The 20,984-nt window shown below is 69.8% G+C and carries 17 protein-coding genes; 10 read left to right on the forward strand and 7 right to left on the reverse strand.

Annotation, left to right across the window (positions count from 1 at the left end):
- Positions 1-138 precede the first annotated feature (138 nt).
- From AC3EO4_RS04555 to AC3EO4_RS04565, 3 genes are all read left to right on the forward strand, one after another.
- Complete coding sequence (locus tag AC3EO4_RS04555; RefSeq protein WP_431893930.1) at positions 139-2,229, forward strand: serine/threonine-protein kinase; 2,091 nt, start codon at positions 139-141, stop codon at positions 2,227-2,229.
- 55 nt (positions 2,230-2,284) lie between these two features.
- A complete protein-coding gene (locus tag AC3EO4_RS04560; RefSeq protein ID WP_431893932.1) occupies positions 2,285-3,259 on the forward strand; it encodes a malate dehydrogenase in 975 nt (324 codons plus the stop codon).
- 399 nt (positions 3,260-3,658) lie between these two features.
- Positions 3,659-4,870 (forward strand): COG1361 family protein, encoded by a 1,212-nt coding sequence (locus AC3EO4_RS04565; protein WP_379570894.1) that lies wholly within the window; start codon positions 3,659-3,661, stop codon positions 4,868-4,870.
- Here the strand turns inward: AC3EO4_RS04565 and AC3EO4_RS04570 are convergent.
- The 3 genes from AC3EO4_RS04570 to galE are packed head-to-tail and all read right to left on the reverse strand — an operon-like array spanning position 4,808 to position 7,212.
- Positions 4,808-6,055 carry an MFS transporter gene (locus tag AC3EO4_RS04570; RefSeq protein WP_431893934.1) on the reverse strand — a complete coding sequence of 416 codons (1,248 nt, stop codon included), beginning with the start codon at positions 6,053-6,055 and terminating at the stop codon, positions 4,808-4,810. The two genes, AC3EO4_RS04565 and AC3EO4_RS04570, sit on opposite strands and share 63 nt — an antisense overlap.
- A gap of 27 nt (positions 6,056-6,082) precedes the next feature.
- On the reverse strand, positions 6,083-6,226 hold the full coding sequence (locus AC3EO4_RS04575) for a hypothetical protein (protein ID WP_379570898.1): 144 nt from the start codon (positions 6,224-6,226) through the stop codon (positions 6,083-6,085).
- A 26-nt stretch (positions 6,227-6,252) separates the two neighbouring features.
- Entirely contained in the window at positions 6,253-7,212 is a 960-nt protein-coding gene (galE, locus tag AC3EO4_RS04580) for a UDP-glucose 4-epimerase GalE (protein WP_379570900.1), read from the reverse strand.
- A gap of 105 nt (positions 7,213-7,317) precedes the next feature.
- Between galE and AC3EO4_RS04585 the strand changes: the two genes are divergently transcribed.
- Positions 7,318-8,628: a hemolysin family protein gene (locus tag AC3EO4_RS04585; protein WP_379570902.1), complete on the forward strand. Its 1,311-nt coding sequence runs from the start codon at positions 7,318-7,320 to the stop codon at positions 8,626-8,628.
- Positions 8,629-8,642: 14 nt separating this feature from the next.
- A complete protein-coding gene (trpS, locus tag AC3EO4_RS04590) occupies positions 8,643-9,650 on the forward strand; it encodes a tryptophan--tRNA ligase (protein ID WP_379570904.1) in 1,008 nt (335 codons plus the stop codon).
- Positions 9,651-9,792: 142 nt separating this feature from the next.
- Here trpS and AC3EO4_RS04595 read toward each other — a convergent pair whose 3' ends face one another.
- On the reverse strand, positions 9,793-10,296 hold the full coding sequence (locus AC3EO4_RS04595) for a MarR family winged helix-turn-helix transcriptional regulator (protein WP_379570906.1): 504 nt from the start codon (positions 10,294-10,296) through the stop codon (positions 9,793-9,795).
- Positions 10,297-10,355: 59 nt separating this feature from the next.
- Between AC3EO4_RS04595 and AC3EO4_RS04600 the strand changes: the two genes are divergently transcribed.
- Positions 10,356-11,576 carry an amidohydrolase family protein gene (locus tag AC3EO4_RS04600; RefSeq protein ID WP_431893936.1) on the forward strand — a complete coding sequence of 407 codons (1,221 nt, stop codon included), beginning with the start codon at positions 10,356-10,358 and terminating at the stop codon, positions 11,574-11,576.
- Between the two features lie 233 nt (positions 11,577-11,809).
- A complete protein-coding gene (locus AC3EO4_RS04605) occupies positions 11,810-12,751 on the forward strand; it encodes a YihY/virulence factor BrkB family protein (protein ID WP_431893938.1) in 942 nt (313 codons plus the stop codon).
- A 190-nt stretch (positions 12,752-12,941) separates the two neighbouring features.
- Here AC3EO4_RS04605 and AC3EO4_RS04610 read toward each other — a convergent pair whose 3' ends face one another.
- Positions 12,942-14,072: a D-alanyl-D-alanine carboxypeptidase family protein gene (locus tag AC3EO4_RS04610; RefSeq protein ID WP_431893940.1), complete on the reverse strand. Its 1,131-nt coding sequence runs from the start codon at positions 14,070-14,072 to the stop codon at positions 12,942-12,944.
- Between the two features lie 71 nt (positions 14,073-14,143).
- Here AC3EO4_RS04610 and AC3EO4_RS04615 point away from each other — a divergent pair, with 71 nt between their 5' ends.
- Entirely contained in the window at positions 14,144-14,353 is a 210-nt protein-coding gene (locus AC3EO4_RS04615) for an SCO4848 family membrane protein (RefSeq protein ID WP_431893942.1), read from the forward strand.
- A 94-nt stretch (positions 14,354-14,447) separates the two neighbouring features.
- Here the strand turns inward: AC3EO4_RS04615 and AC3EO4_RS04620 are convergent, their stop codons facing one another.
- Positions 14,448-15,794 (reverse strand): peptide ligase PGM1-related protein, encoded by a 1,347-nt coding sequence (locus tag AC3EO4_RS04620; RefSeq protein ID WP_379570916.1) that lies wholly within the window; start codon positions 15,792-15,794, stop codon positions 14,448-14,450.
- Positions 15,795-16,255: 461 nt separating this feature from the next.
- Here AC3EO4_RS04620 and AC3EO4_RS04625 point away from each other — a divergent pair, with 461 nt between their 5' ends.
- A complete protein-coding gene (locus AC3EO4_RS04625) occupies positions 16,256-17,491 on the forward strand; it encodes a M20 family metallopeptidase (RefSeq protein WP_379570918.1) in 1,236 nt (411 codons plus the stop codon).
- A 180-nt stretch (positions 17,492-17,671) separates the two neighbouring features.
- Here AC3EO4_RS04625 and AC3EO4_RS04630 read toward each other — a convergent pair whose 3' ends face one another.
- Positions 17,672-19,531 (reverse strand): Xaa-Pro dipeptidyl-peptidase, encoded by a 1,860-nt coding sequence (locus tag AC3EO4_RS04630; protein ID WP_431893943.1) that lies wholly within the window; start codon positions 19,529-19,531, stop codon positions 17,672-17,674.
- Between the two features lie 315 nt (positions 19,532-19,846).
- Here AC3EO4_RS04630 and AC3EO4_RS04635 point away from each other — a divergent pair, with 315 nt between their 5' ends.
- Positions 19,847-20,920, forward strand: a complete 1,074-nt coding sequence (locus AC3EO4_RS04635; protein WP_379570922.1) for a BMP family lipoprotein — start codon at positions 19,847-19,849, stop codon at positions 20,918-20,920.
- Positions 20,921-20,984 lie beyond the last annotated feature (64 nt).

Genomic DNA, 20,984 nt, shown 5'->3' on the forward strand with positions numbered 1-20,984 from the left:
ACACAGGGGCCGGCGTGGTGTGGTCCGTGCCCCCCGAAGTCACGAACTGTGACGTCACGAACGGTTAACGGTTCCCTGGGGGGTTCCTGAGCGTCGTAAAGTTTGCGTCGTCAGGCGAAGCCAACGTGGGGATGACGCATGCCGCAGATCGCGCCGTTGACAGCGGGCGATCCCAGCCAGCTGGGCTCGTTCACGCTGTCCGGGCGCATCGGGGAGGGCGGTCAGGGGATCGTCTACCTGGGGGCCGACAACCAGGGAGAGCGTGCGGCGATCAAGCTGCTGCACGTGAAGTTCAGCGGCGACACGACCGCCAGGTCGCGCTTCGCCAGGGAGCTGAAGGCGGCCCAGCGTGTGGCCTCGTTCTGCACGGCACGGGTGATCGAGGCCGACCTCGAGGGCAACACCCCCTACATCGCCAGCGAGTACATCGACGGGCTCTCGCTCAGGGACGTCGTGGAGCGCGACGGGCCGCTGTCGGGCCAGGCGCTGGAGCGGCTGGCGATCGGCACGGCCACCGCGCTCACCGCCATCCACCAGGCCTCGATCATCCACCGCGACTTCAAGCCGGACAACGTGCTCATCGCGGCCGACGGGCCGAGGGTGGTCGACTTCGGGATCGCCCGCATCATCGACTCCACGGGGACGATCACCAGCAGGGCCATCGGCACGCCCGCCTACATGGCGCCCGAGCAGATCGCGGGCGACGACATCGGGCCCTACACCGACGTGTTCGCGTGGGGGGCCACGATCGCCTACGCCGCGACAGGCGTGACCGTCTTCGAGGGCAACTCGATCGCGGTCGTGCTGAACCGCATCCTCAACCACGTGGTCGACGTCAGCGCGCTGCCGGAGCCGCTGCGCGGGGTGGCGGGCGCGGCGCTGACCAAGGACCCGAGGGAGCGGCCCTCGGCCGACGAGATCCTGCTGCGGCTGCTCGGTCACCCTCCGCGTACGGCCGGCGCGTCCACGGCGGTTCTCAGCCAGGGCGTGAAGATCGCCAGCGACGACACGACGCCGATGGCGCGGCTCCCCACGGGCATGGCGCAGGGCCGTCCCGCCACCACGGGCACCTCAGGAGGCCCTTCCGGAGGCCTTTCCGCCTCCGGGGGCCTTCCCGTTTCCGGAGGCATTCCCACTTCCGGGGGCCTTCCCGCTTCCGGGGGTTCGACGGGTTCGACGGCCTCGGGGGAGTCGGCTTACGCCGGGTTCCCCGCGCTGTCCGGAGGCCGGCCGCACACCCAGCAGCCGACCCGGCCGCCCGCCCCCGTCCACACCATGCCGCCCGACCAGCCGGTGCAGGGCCTGCCGTCGGCCCAGTACCTCGTGCCGCCCGCGACGACTCCTCCCGCGAAGCGGCGCAGATCGGTGACGCCGTGGGTGGCGCTGGCGGTGGCCGTGCTGCTCGTCGTCGCGCTCGCGCTCGCCGCCCTCCAGTACGGCTGGCCCATGGCGCTGGTCAGCGAGCGGAGCCCCGAGCCCTCGGCCGCGAGCGAGTCGATCGTCGACAAGGCGGCGACCACGGGCAAGCTCACGATCGGTGTCAGAGGCGACGTCCCCGGCGTCGGCTACCACAGCCGCGACGGCGGGTTCTCCGGCTTCGACATCGACATCGCCAAGCGCATCGCGAAGGAGCTCCGCGTCGCCGAGAGCGGCATCACCTTCGTCATCGTCCCGCCGTCCCAGCGGGCGGAGGCGCTGGCCAAGGGCGAGGTCGACCTGATCGTGGCCACCTACTCGATCGACGACAGCGACGTGCAGTTCGCCGGGCCTTACGTCCTGGCCCACCAGGCCCTGCTGGTCCGCGACGGGGACACCGACATCTCCAAGCCGGCCGACCTCAAGGGCCTGAAGCTGTGCGACCAGCGCAGCTCGGCGGTCCGCAAGGTGCAGAAGATGGTCGACATGGTCACCGTCAGCGCGTCCAACTACGCCGACTGCATCAGGATGCTGTCCACGGGCAAGGTCGACGCGGTGGCGGGGGACGACCTGATCCTCGCGGGATTCGCCAACAGGGAGAACGCCCGCTACCGGATCCTCGGCGCCACGCTGAGCGACGAGCGCTACGCCGTCGGCATCAAGCGGGGCGACGCGCGCACGTGCGAGGCGGTCAAGGGAGCGATCTCCGAGATGATCGCGAGCAACACGATCGGGCAGCTCGTGGCCACTCACTTCCCCAACGTCGACTTCCGGGCGGACCTGAAGGTACCCGTGATGGAATCCTGTCGATGACGAGCGAGTAACATCCAGAAGTCACGATTAGATTCTTCTGAGTTAGGGGAAGGCCATGGCCGCGCCCGTCAAGGTAACCGTCACCGGAGCCGCCGGACAGATCGGTTATGCCCTGCTGTTCCGCATCGCCTCGGGCCAGCTGCTCGGCGCCGACGTTCCGGTCAAGCTGAGCCTGCTGGAGATCCCGCAGGCGGTGAAGGCGGCCGAGGGCACCGCGATGGAGCTCGACGACTGCGCCTTCCCGCTGCTGTCCGGCATCGAGATCACCGACGACCCGAACGTCGCCTTCGACGGCGCCAACGTCGCCCTCCTTGTGGGGGCCATGCCCCGCAAGGCGGGCATGGAGCGCGGCGACCTGCTCGGCGCCAACGGCGGCATCTTCGGCCCGCAGGGCAAGGCGATCAACGACCACGCCGCCGACGACATCAAGGTCCTGGTGGTCGGCAACCCGGCCAACACCAACGCGCTCATCGCCCAGCAGAACGCGCCGGACGTCCCCGCCGAGCGGTTCACCGCGATGACCCGCCTCGACCACAACCGCGCCCTGTCCCAGCTGGCCGCCAAGCTGCAGGTCCCGGTCACCGAGATCCAGAAGATGACCATCTGGGGCAACCACTCCGCGACGCAGTACCCCGACCTGTTCCACGCCGAGGTCGGCGGGAAGATCGCCGCCGAGCAGGTCGACTCCGAGTGGCTGCGCGAGGCCTTCATCCCGACCGTCGCCAAGCGCGGCGCGGCGATCATCGAGGCCCGTGGCGCCTCCTCCGCCGCGTCGGCGGCCAACGCGGCCGTCGACCACGTCTACGACTGGGTGAACGGCACGGAGTGGACCTCCGCGGCGATCCCGTCGGACGGCTCGTACGGGGTGCCGGAGGGGCTCATCTCGTCGTTCCCCGTCCGCTCGGCCGGTGGGCGCTGGGAGATCATCCAGGGCCTGGAGATCGACGCCTTCTCGCGCGAGCGCATCGACGCCTCCGTCGCCGAGCTCGTCGAGGAGCGCGACGCGGTCCGCGAGCTCGGGCTGATCTGATCATCCAGCTGATCTGATCATCCAGTACGGCAAGGCAGGGTCACGGCCACCGGGGTCACCGGTGGCCGTCTGTCTTTCACGCGCACTCCAGCAGGACTCCGGCCGCCCGCCGTCACGTCGCCCCGCCCCTCGAACGATGCGTCCGGCTGTCCCACGCGCCCGGCCCGTTCTGCGACGATCCGCACCCCGGAATCCCGCAGCGGCCCCTCGTCCAGCGGTTTAGACGGGAGGTGTCGCCCGGCGGGTTCGGGCAGGGGGCGCGTCGTTCGGCGGTCTGGGTAGGAGCGTGTCGCCCGGCGGGTTCGGGCAGGGGGCGCGTCGTTCGGCGGTCTGGGTAGGAGCGTGTGGCTCAGCGGGTTCGGGTGGGGGCCGCGTCGTTCGGCGGGTCGGTGCTGGAGCGTGTCGCTCAGCGGGTTCGCGCAGGTCGCCAGGGAAGAATGGGTGGCCGTCGAAGGGGGCGCGGTGGGCGTGGGTTGCGTGGCGAGGAGAACGGTCGCCGTTTCGGCGGCCGTGGTCGTGTTGAGCGGTTCGGTACCGGCGTCGGCGAACGCGGCGCCGGGTCAGGCGGACCTGTCCGTGAAGGTGTCGGCCAGCCCTTCGGTGGCCCGGCCGGGACAGCCGATCGTCTACCGGGTCGACGTCGACAACGCGGGCCCAGGTGACGCCGTGCAGCCCGTTCTCAAGGTGGTCGTCCCCGACGGTGTCGACGTCGTGGGGGTGGACGTGGCCACGTGCCGTCCTGGCCGCACACTCAGGGAGGTGGTCTGTCCCTCGGCCGAGAACGTGGCGGCGGGCGGCTCGGGCGGGGTGACGATCACCGGGCTGGTGCGGCGCGGCACGGCGGGCCCGCTGCGGCTGGTGGCGAGCATGTCGGCCCAGCGGGCGGATGTCGACGACACCGACAACAGGGCGACCCTCACCACCACCGTCGACTCCGGCGCGGACCTCGGCCTGCGGCTCAGGGCGAGGCAGGCGCGCGGCGGCTTCGTGCTGGCCGCGACGGTGAACAACAGGGGACCGCACGTCGTCCGTGACGCCCGCGTCGAGATCAGGGCGGACGGGGCGCACCTGCTCGCGGGAGGCAGCGCGGGCGGTGTGGGGAACCTGGCGGGGGCGCAGACCCCGGCGAGCCCGGCTCCCGTGGACGACGAAGGGAACGCCGGGCGCGACGAACGCCTCGACGCCGGTGAGAGCGGACGCGGCGCGGGCGAGAGCGGCCGTGGTGCGGGTGAGAGCGGACGCGGCATGGGGGAGAGTGGACGCGGCGCGGGGGAGAGCGGCCGTGGTGCGGGTGAGAGTGGACGCGGCATGGGGGAGAGTGGACGCGGCGCGGGGGAGAGCGGCCGTGGTGCGGGTGAGAGCGGACGCGGCACGAGTCAGGCCGGCGCGGGGGATGGCGTGCGGGTCGCGGGCGATGCGGCATGCAGGCGGAGGGCCGGTCTGGTGGTGTGCGAGCCGGCCAAGGTGGGCTCTGGTGACAGGGTGCGCTTCGAGCTGTTCTTCAGCACCTCGCGGGACGTGGTGAACGTCAAGGGCGCCGTCCGGTCGTCACGCTTCGGTGACCGCCGTCCTGCCGACAACGAGGCCGACCTGCGCGTCGCCGTACGCTGACCTGCTCCTGGCGGCCCAGCGGGCGGCGGGCGGGACGGCCAGGCCCGCCCCCAGGAACAGCGCGCCGACGAGCAGCCATCCGGGCCAGCCCCAGCCGATGACGACGGTGGTGAGCAGGACGGGTGCGACGACCTCGGCGGCCTGCCAGCCGGTGTTGTAGAGGCCCTGGTACTGGCCGAGGGCGTGCGAGGGGGCCAGCTCGTAGGACAGGCCCCACGAGCCCGCCGACTGCAGGAGCTCGCCGAACACGTGGAGGAGCGCGCCGCCGACCAGGGCGGCGAGCATGGCCCACAACGGCTGTCCTGCCGCGATCGCGAACAGCACGCAGGCCAGCAGCAGGAGCGCGCCCGCCCTGCGCTGGGCGCGGGCGGCGCCGGCGATCTCGCCGGTGCCGCGGCTGAGCCGCACCTGGAGGAGGGTGACGGTGATGGTGTTGATCAGTCCGATGGCGGCGACCATCACGCCCGGCGCGCCGATGTGCTTGATCCACATCGGGATGATCGTGGTGAGCAGCGACAGGTGCATGACGAGCACCATGTTCAGCAGGGCCAGGACGACGTAGGGGCGGTCGCGCAGGACGATCCACGTCGGGCCGCCCCCGGCGGTGTGCGGGGCGGGGGCGACGCGGGGGACGCGCAGGGTCAGCGCGCCCGCGCCGAGGTAGCAGGCCGCGCAGCCGTACACCATGGCGAGGTAGGCGGGCCTGGTGTCGACGGCCAGGGCCACGCCGGCGGCCAGGCCGCCGATGGACCAGCCGACGTTGGTGACCGCCCGGATGTAGGCGCGGACCCGAACGCGCTCGCCGGGGGGCGCGATGCCGCCGACGAGCGTGGCACGGGCGACGCTGTCTCCCGCGTCGGCGAACTTGGCCAGCGCGGCGACGACCGCGAAGCCCCAGAAGGAGTCCACGAAGGCGTAGCCGAGGATGGCGAGGCCGCCGAACGCGGCGAAGGCGATGGAGACCGCGCGCGGGCCGAGGACGTCGCACAGGCGTCCTGACGGGAGTCCCGCGGCGAGGCTGACGACGCCCGCGATCGTCATGCCGGCCCCGACCTGCGTGGCCGACAGGCCCACCGAACTGAGGAAGAAGATGACGCTGACGGTGATGAACAGGCCTCGACCCGTGGCACGCAGCAGGACCGAGAAGGCGAGGGAGCGCACGGGTCCGCGTTCGGGGAGGATCACGACCGAAAGATTATCGGTCGTCCCTATTTAGCTGTCTTTGGGCGTGCAGGTGGGTGCCTGCTGCGTCGCCGAGGTGGGCTCGGTCGTGGCGAACACCACCCCGGCGGCGGTCACGCTGCTGCAGAGAAGGATCGCGAGAGCGAACAGCACCTTCTGTGAAAAGGTCCTCACATTTCGCTATCTCAGCATATTTTCGCTTACCGGGTGACGGCATTCCAGGCATCCGCCACGATGTCGCGAATCGCGGCGCGTTCGGCCTTCCACCCCAGCTCGTGCTGGATCTTGTCGGAGGAGGCGACGAGCACGGCGGGGTCGCCCGCGCGGCGCGGCCCGACCACGGCGGGGATCGGGTGGCCCGTCACCTCGCGGCAGACCTCGATCACCTCCTGGACGGAGAACCCCGTGCCGCTGCCCAGGTTGTAGATCCTGTGCTCGCCCGGCGTGGTCGCCTCGAGGGCGAGCAGGTGGGCACGGGCCAGGTCGGCGACGTGGATGTAGTCACGCACGCAGGTGCCGTCGGGCGTCGGGTAGTCGGTGCCGAACACGCTGACGGAATCCCGCTCGCCGGTGGCGACCTTGAGAACGTTGGGGATGAGATGCGTCTCGACGGCGTGGCGCTCGCGGTAGACGCGGCCGTCGGGGGCGGTGTAGGCGCCCGCCACGTTGAAGTAGCGCAGGCTGACCGCGCCGAGGCCGTGCAGGCCCGCGTAGGCGGTCAACGCGGTGTCGACGGCCAGTTTGGACGCGCCGTACGGGTTGGTCGGGCGGGTCGGGTCGGTCTCCAGGATGGGGGAGCGCTCGGGCTCGCCGTACGTCGCCGCCGTGGAGGAGAAGACGATCCTGCGCACGCCCTCGGCCCGCATGGCCTCCAGCAGTGCCAGCGTGCCGCCGAGATTGTTGGCCCAGTAGAGCCCCGGCTTGTCGACCGACTCGCCGACCAGCGACTTGGCCGCGAAGTGGAGCACGCCCTCGACCCCTTCGAGCGCGTCGCCCGGCTCGGTGATCGGCCGGTCGACGAACCTGGCCCCGGCGGGGACGGCGTCGGCGTGCCCCGTCGACAGGTCGTCCAGCACCGTCACCTCGTGCCCCGCCTCGACGAGCTGGGCGGCGACGACGCTGCCGATGTACCCGGCGCCTCCCGTGACGAGCAGCCTCATGTTCACCTCTGTTGATTCGTGTTTGATTTTGTACGGCTCTAGCATACTCGGCCCTTACCATCCGGCCAGGTACGCTGGCAGACCACTACGTCGAAAGCACCTGCGTTGAACAGCGTTGCCGCCAATATCGCCATCGTCCTGCTCTTCATCCTGATCGGCGGCTTCTTCGCGGCGGCCGAGATGGCCATGGTCTCCCTGCGGGAAAGCCAGATCCGCAAGCTTGAGCAGCGAGGACGCAGAGGCGCCAGAGTCGCGAAGCTGGCCCAGGACCCGAATCGTTTCCTGTCGGCCGTCCAGATCGGCGTCACGGTCGCGACCATGCTCTCGGCCGCCTTCGGCGCCGACCGACTGGCCGGCGAACTCGAACCTACCCTGGTGCGCTGGGGTCTACCCGGAGGCTTCGCCGAGCCGACCGCGCTGGTCCTGGTGACGCTCGCCATCTCCTACCTCTCCCTCGTGCTCGGCGAGCTGGCGCCCAAGCGCCTGGCCAGGCAGCGCGCCGAAGGGCTCTCGCTGTTCGTCGCGCCCTTCCTCGACCGGCTGGCCAGTCTGTCGCGGCCGATCATCTGGGCCCTGTCGAAGTCCACCGACGGCGTCGTCAAACTGCTCGGCGGCAACCCCGAGGCCGACCGCGAGGAGATGACCACCGAGGAACTGCGCGACATGGTCGTCGGCCACGCCGAGCTGACCGCCGACGAACGGCACCTCATCGGCGAGGTGTTCTCCGCGGGCAAGCGGCAGCTTCGCGAGGTGATGCTGCCGCGCACCGAGGTGGAGTTCATGGAGGCGGACACGCCGCTGGCCGAGGCCGCGGTGCTGGTCGCCGCGCTGCCGCACTCCCGCTTCCCCGTCTACCGCTCCTCCTACGACGAGATCCTCGGATTCGTCCACGTCAGGGACCTGCTCGACCCCGTGCTCACCGGCCGGATCGAGCCGATCAGCCAGCTCGTGCCCATCAGGCCCATCAAGCTCGTGCCCGCCTCCAAACGGGTGCTCACCACGCTGTCGGAGATGCGCGACGAAGGGCACCACCTGGCGATCGTCGTCGACGAGTACGGCGGGACGGCGGGCATCGTCACGATGGAGGACCTGGTCGAGGAGCTCGTCGGCGACATCAGGGACGAGTACGACGTCGAGGAGGACCCCGTCCTGCTCCCCGCGGGCGAGATAGAGGTCGACGGGCTGACCAACCTCAACGACTTCGCCGCCCAGACCGGCATCAGGCTCCCCGACGGTCCCTACGAGACGCTCGGCGGCTTCATGATGGCCGGACTCGGCCATCTGGCCACGGTCGGCGAACGGGTGGAGGTACCCGGCTTCGAGTTCACGGTCACCGAGCTCGACGGCAGGCGGATCTCCCGCATCAGGGTGAAACGCCGTCCGCTGATCGAGTCGCCGCCCGAGCCGGATTCCTGACACAATTGCGGGCTATGGCCAGACCTCGCGTACTCTCCGGCATCCAGCCCACCGCGGACTCTTTCCACCTGGGCAACTACCTGGGTGCGGTCCGCCAGTGGGTGACGTTGCAGGAGACGCACGACGCGTTCTACTGCGTGGTCGACCTGCACGCGATCACCGTGCCCACCGAGCCCGCCGACCTGCGCCGTCGCACCCGTGTGGCCGCCGCGCAGCTGTTCGCCGCGGGGCTCGACCCCGAGCGCTCCACGGTCTTCGTCCAGTCACACGTGCGCGAGCACAGTGAGCTGGCGTGGGTGCTGATCTGCCTCACCGGCATGGGTGAAGCCGCCCGCATGACGCAGTTCAAGGACAAGTCGGCCAAGTTCGGCGAGAACGCGGCCAGCGTCGGCCTGTTCACCTACCCGATCCTCCAGGCCGCCGACATCCTGCTCTACCAGGCCAACAGCGTGCCGGTCGGCGCCGACCAGAAGCAGCACCTGGAGCTGACCCGCGACCTCGCGCAGCGCTTCAACCACCGCTTCGGCGACACCTTCACCCTCCCCGCGCCGCACATCCTCAAGGAGGTCGAGAAAATCACCGACCTTCAGGACCCGTCCGCGAAGATGTCGAAGTCGTCCTCGTCCCCCGCGGGCATCCTCGACGTGCTCGAGCAGCCGGGGCCGCTGCGCAAGAAGGTCATGCGCGCGGTCACCGACACCGGGTCCGAGGTGCTGTTCGACGAGGAGAACAAGCCGGGCATCTCCAACCTGCTGCGCATCCAGTCCGCGCTGTCGGGCACGCCGATCCCCGAGCTCGTGGCCCGCTACGAGGGGCAGGGGTACGGGACGTTCAAGAAGGACGTCGCCGAGGTGGTCGTCGAGGCGTTCACGCCGATTCGCGAGCGCACCGAGAAGCTGCTGGCGGACGAGGCCGAGCTCGACCGGCTGCTGGCCATCGGGGCCGAGCGCGCGGGCGCGGTGGCCAGGGAGACCATGGAGCAGGTGCGCGACCGGGTGGGCTTCCTGCCGCGCGCCTTCTGATCATCACCGTCCAAGGCCCTCCCGTACGGTCACCACCGTCGTGAGGGCCTTCGCCGTTCCCCGGGACCGCCGCTCCGGCGCCCGCCTCTCACGTGAGACGCTCGCCTGCCGGTGGCAACGGTGAGAGGGGCCGGGGCAGAGGTCAGCGGGCGCGGCGGCCCAGGGCGAGGGTCAGCTCGCGCAGGGCGTCGGCCGCGTGGCGCAGCGTGGTCTCAGGGACGCCGGCCATCGCCTCGGTGTGGGCACGGCTCGAGCCTTCGAGGGCCAGGTTCGCCACGCGCAGCCCTTCGGAGGTGAGCTGGACCCAGCGGCTGCGGGCGTCGCCCGGATTGTCCTCACGCTCGACATATCCGGCGGCGGCCAGCCGCTGCAGGACGTTGCTCGTGCCACCCGAGGTCAGGAACAGCGCGCGGGCCAGCTCGCTCGGCTTCAGCCGATGCGGGGGGCCGGTGCGGGCCAGCGCGGCGAGCACGTCGAACTCCGCGTAGGTCAGCCCGAGCTCGGCCAGTTCGGCCTTCACCGCCTGCTCGAACAGCCCGTTGAGGCGGGACATCCGCTTGCTCAGCTCCAGGCTGGCGATGAGCGACTCCGCGAGCCCTGCCTCCCGCCAGCGGGGCACCAGCCCATCGACCTCGTCCTGGTTCACGGTCCGAGGATACTCGCAGTCATATTGCTTTTCGAAAAGCTTCTCTCTAAGCTTTTCGTATGAGTAATTCATGGATCATCAAGAACGGCGTCGTCATCGACACCGAGCCGCAGCCCGTCGTGCTCGGCGAGGTCGACGTGCTCGTCAGGGAGGGAAGGATCGCGGCGGTCGGGCCCGACCTGACCGCGGAGGGGGTCGCGGAGATCGACGCGACCGGCATGATCGTGCTGCCGGGGTTCGTCGACAGCCATCGGCACACCTGGCAGTCGACGATCAGGGCCGTCGCCCCCGACACCACGCTGGGCGGCTACGTGGAACACGTGCTCGGCGAGCTGGGGCCGCGCTTCGGCCCCGGCGACGTCCACGAGGGGATCGCGGCAGGCGCGCGCGAATGCCTGGACGGTGGCATCACGACCATGCTCGACTGGTCGCACGTGCAGTTCACGCCGGAGCACACCGACGCCGCCGTGGACGCGCTCACCGCCTCCGGCATCAGGGCCGTCTTCGGCTTCTGTTACGGCGGAACGGACCAGGACCAGATGGCGCCCGAGGGGCGGCGGGTCCGCGAGGCGCTCACCGGAGACCTGGTGAGCATGGCAGTCGCCGCCTTCGGCCCCGAATTCGGCGACCTCGCACGGGCGGCGGGCGAATGGCGGCTCGCCCAGGAGCTCGACCTCACGGTGAGCGTCCACATGGGCGGCCACGGGGCCGAGAGCGCCGAACGCGGCCTGGCCTTCCTCGACGCGCACGGCTTCATGGGCGGCCCACGTACCACCTACATCCACGCCAACTACTACACCGACGAGCACCTCAAGCGGATCGCGGACAGCGGCGGCAGCGTGTCGGTCTCGCCGTTCAGCGAGATGGCGCTGGCGATCGGATACCCCGTCACCGGCAGGGCGAGGGAGTTCGGCATCCCCGCCTCGTTCAGCGCCGACGCGGTGACCAGCGGCCCCGGCGACATGTTCGGGATGATGCGGACCGCCCACGCCCTGGAGCGGGGCAGGCCCGAGGGCGCGGGACTGGGGTTCACCACCCGTGACGCGCTGCGGATGGCGACGATCGAGGGGGCCGAGGTGGTCGGGCTCGCGGACGTCACCGGATCGCTGCGTGTCGGCAAGCAGGCCGACCTGCAGCTCCTGCGGACCGACACGCCCTCGATGGCCGGTGCGCAGGACGTGATCGGCGCGGTGGTGCTCAACGCGGACACCAGCGCGGTCGACACCGTGATGGTGTCGGGGCGTGTCCTGAAGCGTGCAGGCCGCCTGGCGTCCGTGTGACACCCGCGCCCCGGCATCGAGGGCGGGGAGATCGTGTGATCACCATGTGCCCCCGCCGCCTCGGGTGCGGGAACCGGACACCTCGCGTGGTCACGGCCTGACACCCGCGCCTCCGGCTTCGGACACGGCACCCACCTGGGCCGGGTGGGGAGTGTCGGGAGGCGTCAGGATTCGGGCGGCAAGAGCCCGGGTTGCTGGCTGTATCAGGGCCACATCGGGTAGAAGCATTCGTCATGAGCACATGGGTCGACCGGATCGGCGCGGTCAAGGAATGGAGTCGCCGGACGACCACACGAGCCAGGGTGCGATGGCACGCGGTCGACCACCTGATCAGGACGGTGCAGCGATACCAGATGCAGAGCGGTGACCGGCTGGCCGGCGCTGTCACCTACTACGCGTTCCTGTCGCTCTTCCCCATCATCGCGCTGGCCTTCGCGGTGTTCGGCTACATCCTCCAGGAGCGGACCGAACTCCGCGACGCGCTGGAGAAGTCCATCTCCGAGCAGCTTCCCGGCCTTGCCGACCTCATCAACCTGGAAGGGATCGCGCAGGCCCGGACGAGCGCCGGGGTGATCGGTCTGGTCGGTCTGCTGTACGCGGGGCTCGGCGCGATCGACGCCCTGCGCGGCGCGTTGCGCGAGATGTCGATGACGGCCGCGCCACCGCCCAACTTCGTCGTCGGCAAGGCTCGCGACCTGGCCACGCTGCTCATGCTCGGGGTCACGCTCGTCATCTCGACACTGGTCGGCGGCTTCGCCACCCAGGCGACGACGACCGTGGCGAGGTTCCTCGGCGTGGAGGCGTCGGCGGGCGCCACGTTCACGCTGGCCGTGGTCGGCATCGCGGCCAGCGTGGGCGCCGACTGGGTGCTGTTCCTCATCGTCCTGGGCTGGGTGGCCAGGACGGCCCAGCCGTTCAAGGTCCTGGCCAGGGGGGCTTTGCTCGGCGCGATCGGGTTCGGCGCGCTGAAGCAGGTGGCGACGCTGCTGTTGGCGGGCACGCTGAGCAACCCCGTGTACGGGACGTTCGCCGTGACCGCGGGGTTGCTGCTGTGGATCAACTTCTCGGCGCGGCTGACGCTCTACGTGGCAGCGTGGACCGCGACCGCCGGCTTGCACCCGCCGCCCGACCCGACTCCGGTGCCCTCCGACGGAAGCCTCCCGCTGGGTTACTGAAGCGGGCGACGCGACGGCGGCACACCGGAGTCCGGTTGGACCGGTGGATGTGACGGCGGCATACCGGAGTCCGGCTGACCGGAGGACGTGACGGTGGCATACCGGAGTCAAGCGGGCGACGTGACGGCGGCGCGCCGGAGTCCGGCTGGAGCGGCGTGATGGACGGGCGGTCAGCGGTGACCGCGGTGGGCTATCGGCGGCCTGCCGTACGCGATGATTCGCGGGCGGTCCTGCGCCTGCGCATGCCGTAGAACAGCCACCCCGCGCCGCCGAGCACGCCCGCGCCGATCGCGAGGGCGCCGATCGCGCGGCTCGTCCCGGGCTCCGAACCGGCGCCCTGCGCCGGCGCGGCGGCGGGAGCGGCGGGCACGGCCGGCGCCTGCACCTGCTTCGTCACCGGCTGCGCGGGCAGCGGGTCCACCAGCGTGCCCACGGGGGTGGACTTGCCGCGCATGGCGAAGCCCCAGTCGAGCAGATGCTCGACCTCCTCCCAGAAGTAGCCGTCGTGCCGCATGATCGTCACGATGATCGTGTGCCCGTCGCGGGTGGCCGCGCCGACGAAGCTTCCGAGGGCCTTGGAGGTCCAGCCGTTCTTGACGCCGACCATGCCCTTGTACCGCCACAGGAGCTTGTTGTGGTTGCCGATCTCGTAGTAGCCCTTGGGCGCGGGGAAGCGCGAGGTCTTGAGGCTGACGTACCTGCGGAACTCGGGGTTGGCCAGGCCCGCGCGGGCTATCAGCGCCAGGTCGTAGGCCGAGCTGCTCTGTCCTGGCTTGTCCAGGCCGCTGGGCGTCTTGGCCACCGTGTCGTTGGCCTGCAGGCGCTTGGCCTCGGAGTTCATGTCGGCGAGCGTCGTCGAGAGCCCGCCGTTCGCCTCGGCCAGCGCCATCGCCGCGTCGTTGCCCGAGGTGAGCATGAGCGCCTTGAACAGGTCGTCGACCTTGTAGATGGGCTTGGTGGACAGGCCCACCGCGCTGCCCTCCTGGTTGACGGCCGTCCTGCTGGGCTTGACCTTGAGGTTCCTGTCGAGCTTGGGGATGAGCGCGAGCGCGGTGAGCGTCTTGAGCGTGCTCGCGGGCAGGTAGCGGCCGTGGGGGTTCTTGGCGGCGAGCACCTGTCCTGTCTCGGCGTCTGCGATGACGAAGGAGGTGGCCTTCGTCTTCGGCGGTGCCTTCACGCCCTTGGGCACGATCAGGCCCCTGCCGGCCAGTCGGTCGCCGCCCAGCGGGCCTTCGGCGGCGGGCGGTTCGGCCAAGGCAGGGCCTGTGGCCAGAACGACCGCGGCGAGAAGTGCCGCGACCGGCACCAGTTTCGTCCCCATAGCGACCTCAGCGTAGCTTCGTGACATAGCGCATGAGGCGTCACTACCCGCCAAGAACCAGAGAGATGGGCATGTCACGAAAGATCGCCGGATTCCTGATCATCATTGGCGCGTTCATGGTGTTCGAGTGGATCAATCTTGGATTCAACCTCGCCGACGGGCATCCGACCAGCTTCTACGTGGTGCACGGCATACTCATCGCCGTGAACGTGGTCCTGGGCGTGGTGCTCGCCCTGATCGGCTGGCGCGGCTACAGAGGCGCCGTCCGGCAGAAAGGTTGACAAGGGCCGCTGATGCCCGGGGTCCAGGCCGGATGTGAGGCGGGCGCGAGGACCACGTGGGCCCTCGATCCGGCGCGCCCGCCCGTGGAGTCGGTCAGCCGCCGCAGAGCGCCTGACGGGTGAGCCTGTGCAGTTCCTCGGCCTCCTCGCGGGAGTCGCCGATGGTGGTGAAGCCCAGCTTCCCGTGCTCGGGGATGGCGCCGAGCAGGTGCAGCACGTTCCCCGTACGGCGGCGCCGGTCGAAGCCGAGCCCCAGCCGTTCGACCATCCGCACCACCTGGCCGGGCGTGTAGCCGCGCAGGCAGCCCGCCGAGCAGTTGTCGGTGGCGGTGTAGTACTTCGGCTGGTTCCCGCACATCAGTAACCCCGTGGCGGGGTCGTAGACGGCGTCTGTGGTGAGCAGCGCCGCGCCGAACGGGTGGGTGGTGCCGCCGATGCGCAGGTTCACCTCGCACAGCAGCGCCGCGTAGCCCGCGTCGGTCTTCATCGCGAAGAAGTCCATGCCGAACAGGCCGACCACGCCCCGCTCCGCCAGCAGTTTGGCGATCTTCGTGGCGGAGGCACTGACCTCCTGGCGGTACTCGGACCTGGCGGGGAAGGTGCAGCCCTGGTAGACCGGGCCGTCGAGCACCTGGTCGTGGGTGGCGACCACGTCGTAGTGGCCGCCGGGGGTGATCCTGGCCAGCGCGCTGGGGTAGTAGAGCGGCCGGTGCTCGATGAACTCCTCGACCACGCCGCCCCGCTCGGCGAGCTTGGCGGCGAAGCCCGCCCAGGTCTCGTCCGCGCCGGCGGAGAACTCGGTGCGCGTCCAGTCGTCCTTGGGCACGATCGCGTTGCCGAGGCCCGAGTAGCCGTCGTTCAGCTTGACCATGACGCGCTCGCCGGGCAGCGACAGCACGGCGTCCTCGATCTGCGCCATCGTGTACAGGTCGCCGAAACCGCGCGCCATCGGCACGCCCGCCTCCGTGCCGACCTCGCGGGCCCCGCTCTTCGAGCCGTAGTGGGCCAGCGACATGGCCGGTCCGTAGATGGGGACGTTGAGTGACGCGGCGAGCTGCTCCTCCAGGTCGCTCATGACGAACGGCACCAGCCACGCGTCGTCCCCGATGACGCTCCGTACCCGGTCGATCACCTCGGGTCGGTCGAGCAGGGTCCTGGTCAGCGGCTGGCTGTCCGGGTCGTTCACCGTGATCAGGTGCAGCCGCCTGGCCGCGTCGTCCGGATCGGGAAGGAAGCTGAAGTAGTAGTCGACGATCTCCTGATCGATCGGCATCGAGGAGAGGTAGACCACCGAGATCCCCGGCGCGCGCAGGGTCAGCAGGAGGAAGAGCAGGCGCTCCTCGTAACACCTTGCTGCCTTGATGCGGCGGAGCTCATCCTGCGGCAGGGAGAGCGAGGGCACGACCACCAGGGTCCCCTCGCTCGGCTCGAAGATGCTCAAGCGTGCATGCTTCCCCCCGAACGGGATATTAGTGATCATATAGCGAGTGAAACACGCATTCTTCTCATTGGCATGCATCGCAGCAGTGTGATCACCAGGACATAAGGTGACAGGATTTGGGACGGCGTCAACGTTTGGCAGTGGCCACAACGGGTGACAATTTACTGATCCGATGTGACTATTTCCGGACCAGGTGAGCCCTCACCCAACGTGACGACCTGCGGTTACGGGCATGCCTCAGCCCAACTTTTGGTGTAGGTGTCCGCGAGAAGGTCGGCAGGGGAGATAAAGTCGATGGCATCGCCATCGGGCTTACGGCCAATCCCGCTCATCGCTCGGGTGTGTGGCATTTGCTTCACCGGGCAGCTTCCCCGACCGGGCGGCTGAATCGCGTGATCGCTGGAGGAAACGGCGTATTGAGCCGTGCGACGGCGCTGTCGCACGTGACGGGACGGTGACTAATGCGGGGACGTGAGCTGCGGGGGGAACTCGACGCGTTCCTGGCGGAGCACGAGCAGGATCTGGTGGCCTTCCGCCGCGACCTGCACATGCACCCAGAGCTCGCCTTCGCCGAGTACCGCACGACCCAGAAGATCGTCGACCGGCTCGCCGCCGCGGGTCTCAACCCGTCCGTGCTGCCGCGAGGCACCGGTCTGATCTGCGAGGTCGGCAGCGGTGACGGGCCCACGATCGCGCTCCGCGCCGACATCGACGCGCTCGCCCTTCCCGACGAGAAGGACGTGTCGTACCGGTCGACCGTCCAGGGCGTCTGCCACGCCTGCGGGCACGACGTCCACACCACGATCCTGCTCGGCACCTCGCTCTTCCTCGCCCGCCAGGCCGCCGAAGGCCTGCTGCCCGGGCGGGTGCGCCTGCTGTTCCAGCCCGCCGAGGAACTGCCGGGCGGCGCGCTCGAAGTCATGGCCCACGGCGGCATCAGCGGTGTCGACCGCATCTTCGGCCTCCACTGCGACCCGCGCGTCGACGTCGGCCAGGTCGGTCTCAAGGCCGGTCCCATCACCTCCGCCTGCGACAAGCTCGCCATCCGCGTCAGCGGCCCTGGCGGCCACACCGCCAGGCCCCACCTGACCGCCGACCTCGTCTTCGCCCTCGCCAAGATCCTCACCGAGCTGCCGGCCGCGCTCTCCCGCAGGGTCGACCCCCGCTCGTCACTCTCGCTGGTGTGGGGCCGCGTCGAGGCGGGCTCCGCCGCCAACGCCATCCCCGACGACGGCATCGCCGAGGGCACCGTCCGCTGCCTCGACGAGTCGGCCTGGCACGCCGCGCCCGACCTGATCAAGGCGCTGCTGGAGTCGGTCGCGGGCGCGTACGGCGTCGAGGCCACCATGGACTACACGCGAGGCGTCCCGCCGGTCGTCAACGACGAGGAGAGCGTCCAGATGCTGGCCGAGGCGGCCGAGCGGGCTCTCGGAACCGGCGCGGTCGTTCCCACGCAGCAGTCGCTGGGCGGTGAGGACTTCGCCTGGTACCTCGAGTCGATCCCCGGCGCGTTCGCCAGGCTCGGCACGCGCTCGCCCGGCGGGCTCGAGTACGACATCCACCAGGGCACCTTCGACGTCGACGAGAGCGCGATCGGGAGCGGGGTGCGCTTCATGGCGGCGACCGCGTTGACCGCCCTGTGGGAGGGACACCGTCCTGGACAGGTGGCCGAGCAGACGGTCGTCGAGCTCATCTGACGGGCTCGGGGCCCGGGTCGCGTGCCGGAGGGCACTGGATGGCCCGTTCGCCGACGTAGAGTTCCCTGCCGACGGTGTCTGCTCCGACGCCGTCCTGCACCGGCGACGGCGGGTGGTCCGCCCGTGCACCGATACGGCGAGCGGCCGGGAGCCGCTCGCCGTACAGGGAAGGCCGCTCGGCTAGGAGAGGCGGCCGAAGACGACCGGCAGCTCCAGCGACGAGGCCCCGGGTGAGAGCTCCACCTTCGTTCCCGCCGGGTACCGCAGCGTGAAGTCGTAGTCCGTCGACGTCAGCACGAGCCCGATCTTGTGCCCCTTCTTGAACAGGTAGTCCTGCGGCTGGAAGTCCCAGCGGAAGGTGTAGGCCTTGCCTGCGCGGATCGGGTCCGTCCTGTCGGCGCGGTGCCGGTTCCGGACGTCCAGCCATCCCCGCGAGACGATCTTGTAGGGTGCCTCGACCGTTCCGTGCCGGTAGATGGACGTGCATCCGGTCTCGCCAGGCACCGCCTCTCCGTAGCAGTACTGCTGCCCGGTGTTCACCAGCCGCCCGTTGGCTCTGGTGTCGGTGCCGTAGTCGACCAGCAGCGCGGTCAGGTACGGCGAGGCCCCGTCCCTGAACGACGCCCGCACCGAGACCTTGGGCGTGCCGGAGATCCTGACGTCGGTCGACAGGGGGCCGGTCAGGTAGGCGAGCCTGTTGGGGTCCGCGGCGGGCGCCGACTCGACGAGTTGCTCCGCGGTGCGGGTGTTCTGGTCGACGTAGGACTCACGGCCTGACAGTGGCCGGGGGAGCAGGCCCAGCCTGGCGGAGGAGCCCAGCCAGAGCCGTACGGGAAGCGCGCCGGGCAGCGGCCAGGCGGCGTGCTGGTTCCACTGCCCAGGCCCGATCTCCACATCGGCCTGCGGCTCACGCATGATGCCCGTGTCGATCCCGTAGAGCCAGTGGTCGAACCACAGGTGGAGCTGTCGCAGCCACTCGACGGTCCTGACATTGAAGGGGTCGGCGTGCGCGCCCTGGTGCAGCCAGATCTTACGGGGGACGTGCCGTTCGGCCAGCGCCTGCCACCACTGCGCGGCCTGCTTGGTCTTGACGTTCCAGTCGTTGAGCCCGTGGACGAGGAAGACGCTGGCCTTGACCTTGTCGACGTTGACGAGGAAGTCGCGCGCGGCCCAGAAGTCGCTGTAGTCGCCGGTGATGCGGTCCTGGGCGGCGGTGAACTCGTCCATCACGGGCGCGCAGATCTCCTTGCCGGCCCTGGTCAGTACGGCTTTCGCCATGACGTCGGCGTCCTCGCCCTGGTAGCCGCCCGGCGCGAGGACGCCGCCGTTGGCGCGGTAGTAGTCGTACCAGGAGGAGATGGCGGCGATGGGCACGATCGTCTTGAGCCCCTCGACGCCGGTGGCGGCCACCTGGTTGGGCAGCGTGCCGTTGTAGGAGACGCCGATCATGCCGACGTTGCCCGTGGACCACGAGGCGGTGACGGGGTTGCCCGCGGCGTCGAAGCCCTTGGCCCTGCCGTTCAGCCAGTCGATGACGGCCTTGGGGCCCGCGGTCTCCTGGGCGTCGCCCGTGGTGGGGCAGCCGGTGGAGCGGCCGCTGCCGAGGCTCTCGACTCTGGCCACGGCGTAGCCGCGGGGGACGAAGTAGTTGTCGTAGTAGCCGGGGAAGGTCTCGACCGCGGCCTTGGTCTCGGCGGCACGGATGCCGGGGAGCGGGTTGCCGTTCTCGTCGACGTCGACCTTGTGGTTGGGGACACTGCCGTCGATGCCCGCGTAGTAGGGGCTCGACTCCATGATGATCGGGACCTTGAGTCCGGTGGCGGTTTCCTTCGGCCGCAGGAAGTCGGCCGCTACTCTGTCGTTCTGGCCGTCGCGGTCGCTGTCGACGCCCGCGACTTCGACGAAGACGGTCTGCTTGATGGCGTCGGCCCTGGAGTAGATGGGCTGGGTCGGTCCTGTCTCGGATAAGGCGGGGTTCGCGCCCGCCGCCGCGATCAGCACGGCGGCCAGCGGGACCGCGATCGTCCTCCGGATGCGCATGGGGGGTGCTCCAGGTGGTATGTGAAATTTCTAGCCATCCAACGAAATCTCCGGCTTGACGGCAAGATCTTGACTTACGGCAAAGTTGGGTAATGACCGCTTGGTGGGTCCGATGCCCGCTCATAAGCTGCAGGTCAGGCGCCCCGAACCTGCTCTCAGGTCACAGACGCGCTTGATGTCGATAACGGAGCGGTTGCGGACCTGTGTGCTGGTTTGGAGTGTCATGGCCGAACAACTATCTTCCGTGCAGGGTTGCCGTGCGTTTCTTCGCGCGTGCGATGAAAGTTGGACGGCGGGGAAATGGAAGGAGTCGCCTTGCTCAGCAAGCGATTCGGCAGGATTGCGGTCGGCACCGTCGCTGGTGCCATGCTCATGGCGGCCGCGGCATGTGGTGGGGGCGGCAGCACCGGCGCGACCAGCTCCGCCGCTCCGAGCGCGGGTGCGGCCAGCGAGCCGGCGAAGGCCAGCGGCCTGAAGGTCGGCCTCGCCTTCGACGTCGGCGGTCGCGGTGACAAGTCCTTCAACGACGCCGCGTACGCGGGCCTCGAGCAGGCCCAGAAGGAGCTCGGCGCGGAGATCAAGGAGCTCAGCCCGGCCGCTGACGGCTCCAACCGCGGTGAGCTGCTGCGCCAGCTGGCCGAGGCGGGCTACAACCCGATCATCGGCGTCGGCTTCGCCTACGGCGAGGACATCAAGAAGGCGGCTCAGGAGTACACGGACATCGAGTTCGCGGTCGTCGACTCCGCCTCCAACGCCCCCAACGTGACGGGTCTGCTGTTCGCCGAGGAGCAGGGCTCCTACCTGGCGGGCGTGGCCGCGGCGCTGAAGAGCAAGGCGAACCACGTCGGCTTCGTGGGCGGCGTGGAGAACGACCTGATCAAGAAGTTCGAGGCGGGCTTCGCCGCCGGTGTCAAGGCCACCAAGCCCGACACCAAGCTCGACGTGAAGTACCTCACCCCTGACGGTGACTTCAGCGGCTTCAAGGCCCCAGACAAGGGCAAGATCGCCGCCGAGAAGATGTACCAGGACGGCGCGGACATCGTCTACCACGCCGCCGGCGACTCGGGCACCGGCGTCTTCCAGGCCGCCGCGGCGGCCAAGAAGCTGGCCATCGGCGTCGACTCCGACCAGCGCCAGACCGTCAAGGACACCGCGCTGCAGCCGGTCATCATGACCTCGATGATCAAGCGCGTCGACGTCGGCGTGTTCCAGTTCATCAAGGCGTTCCAGGGCGGCGCCAAGGGCGGCAAGAACGACACCTACGACCTCAAGGTCGATGGCGTGGGTCTGTCCACCACCGGTGGCGAGATCGACGACATCAAGGAGCAGATCGACGCCGCGAAGAAGAAGATCGTGGACGGCGAAATCACCGTTCCGAGCAAGCCGTAATCTGGATAGGAACCCACGAGGCCAAGGCCCGGGCATGCCCCGGGCCTTCGCTCTATCCCGGCTC

This window comes from Nonomuraea sp. bgisy101, from assembly GCF_057708945.1.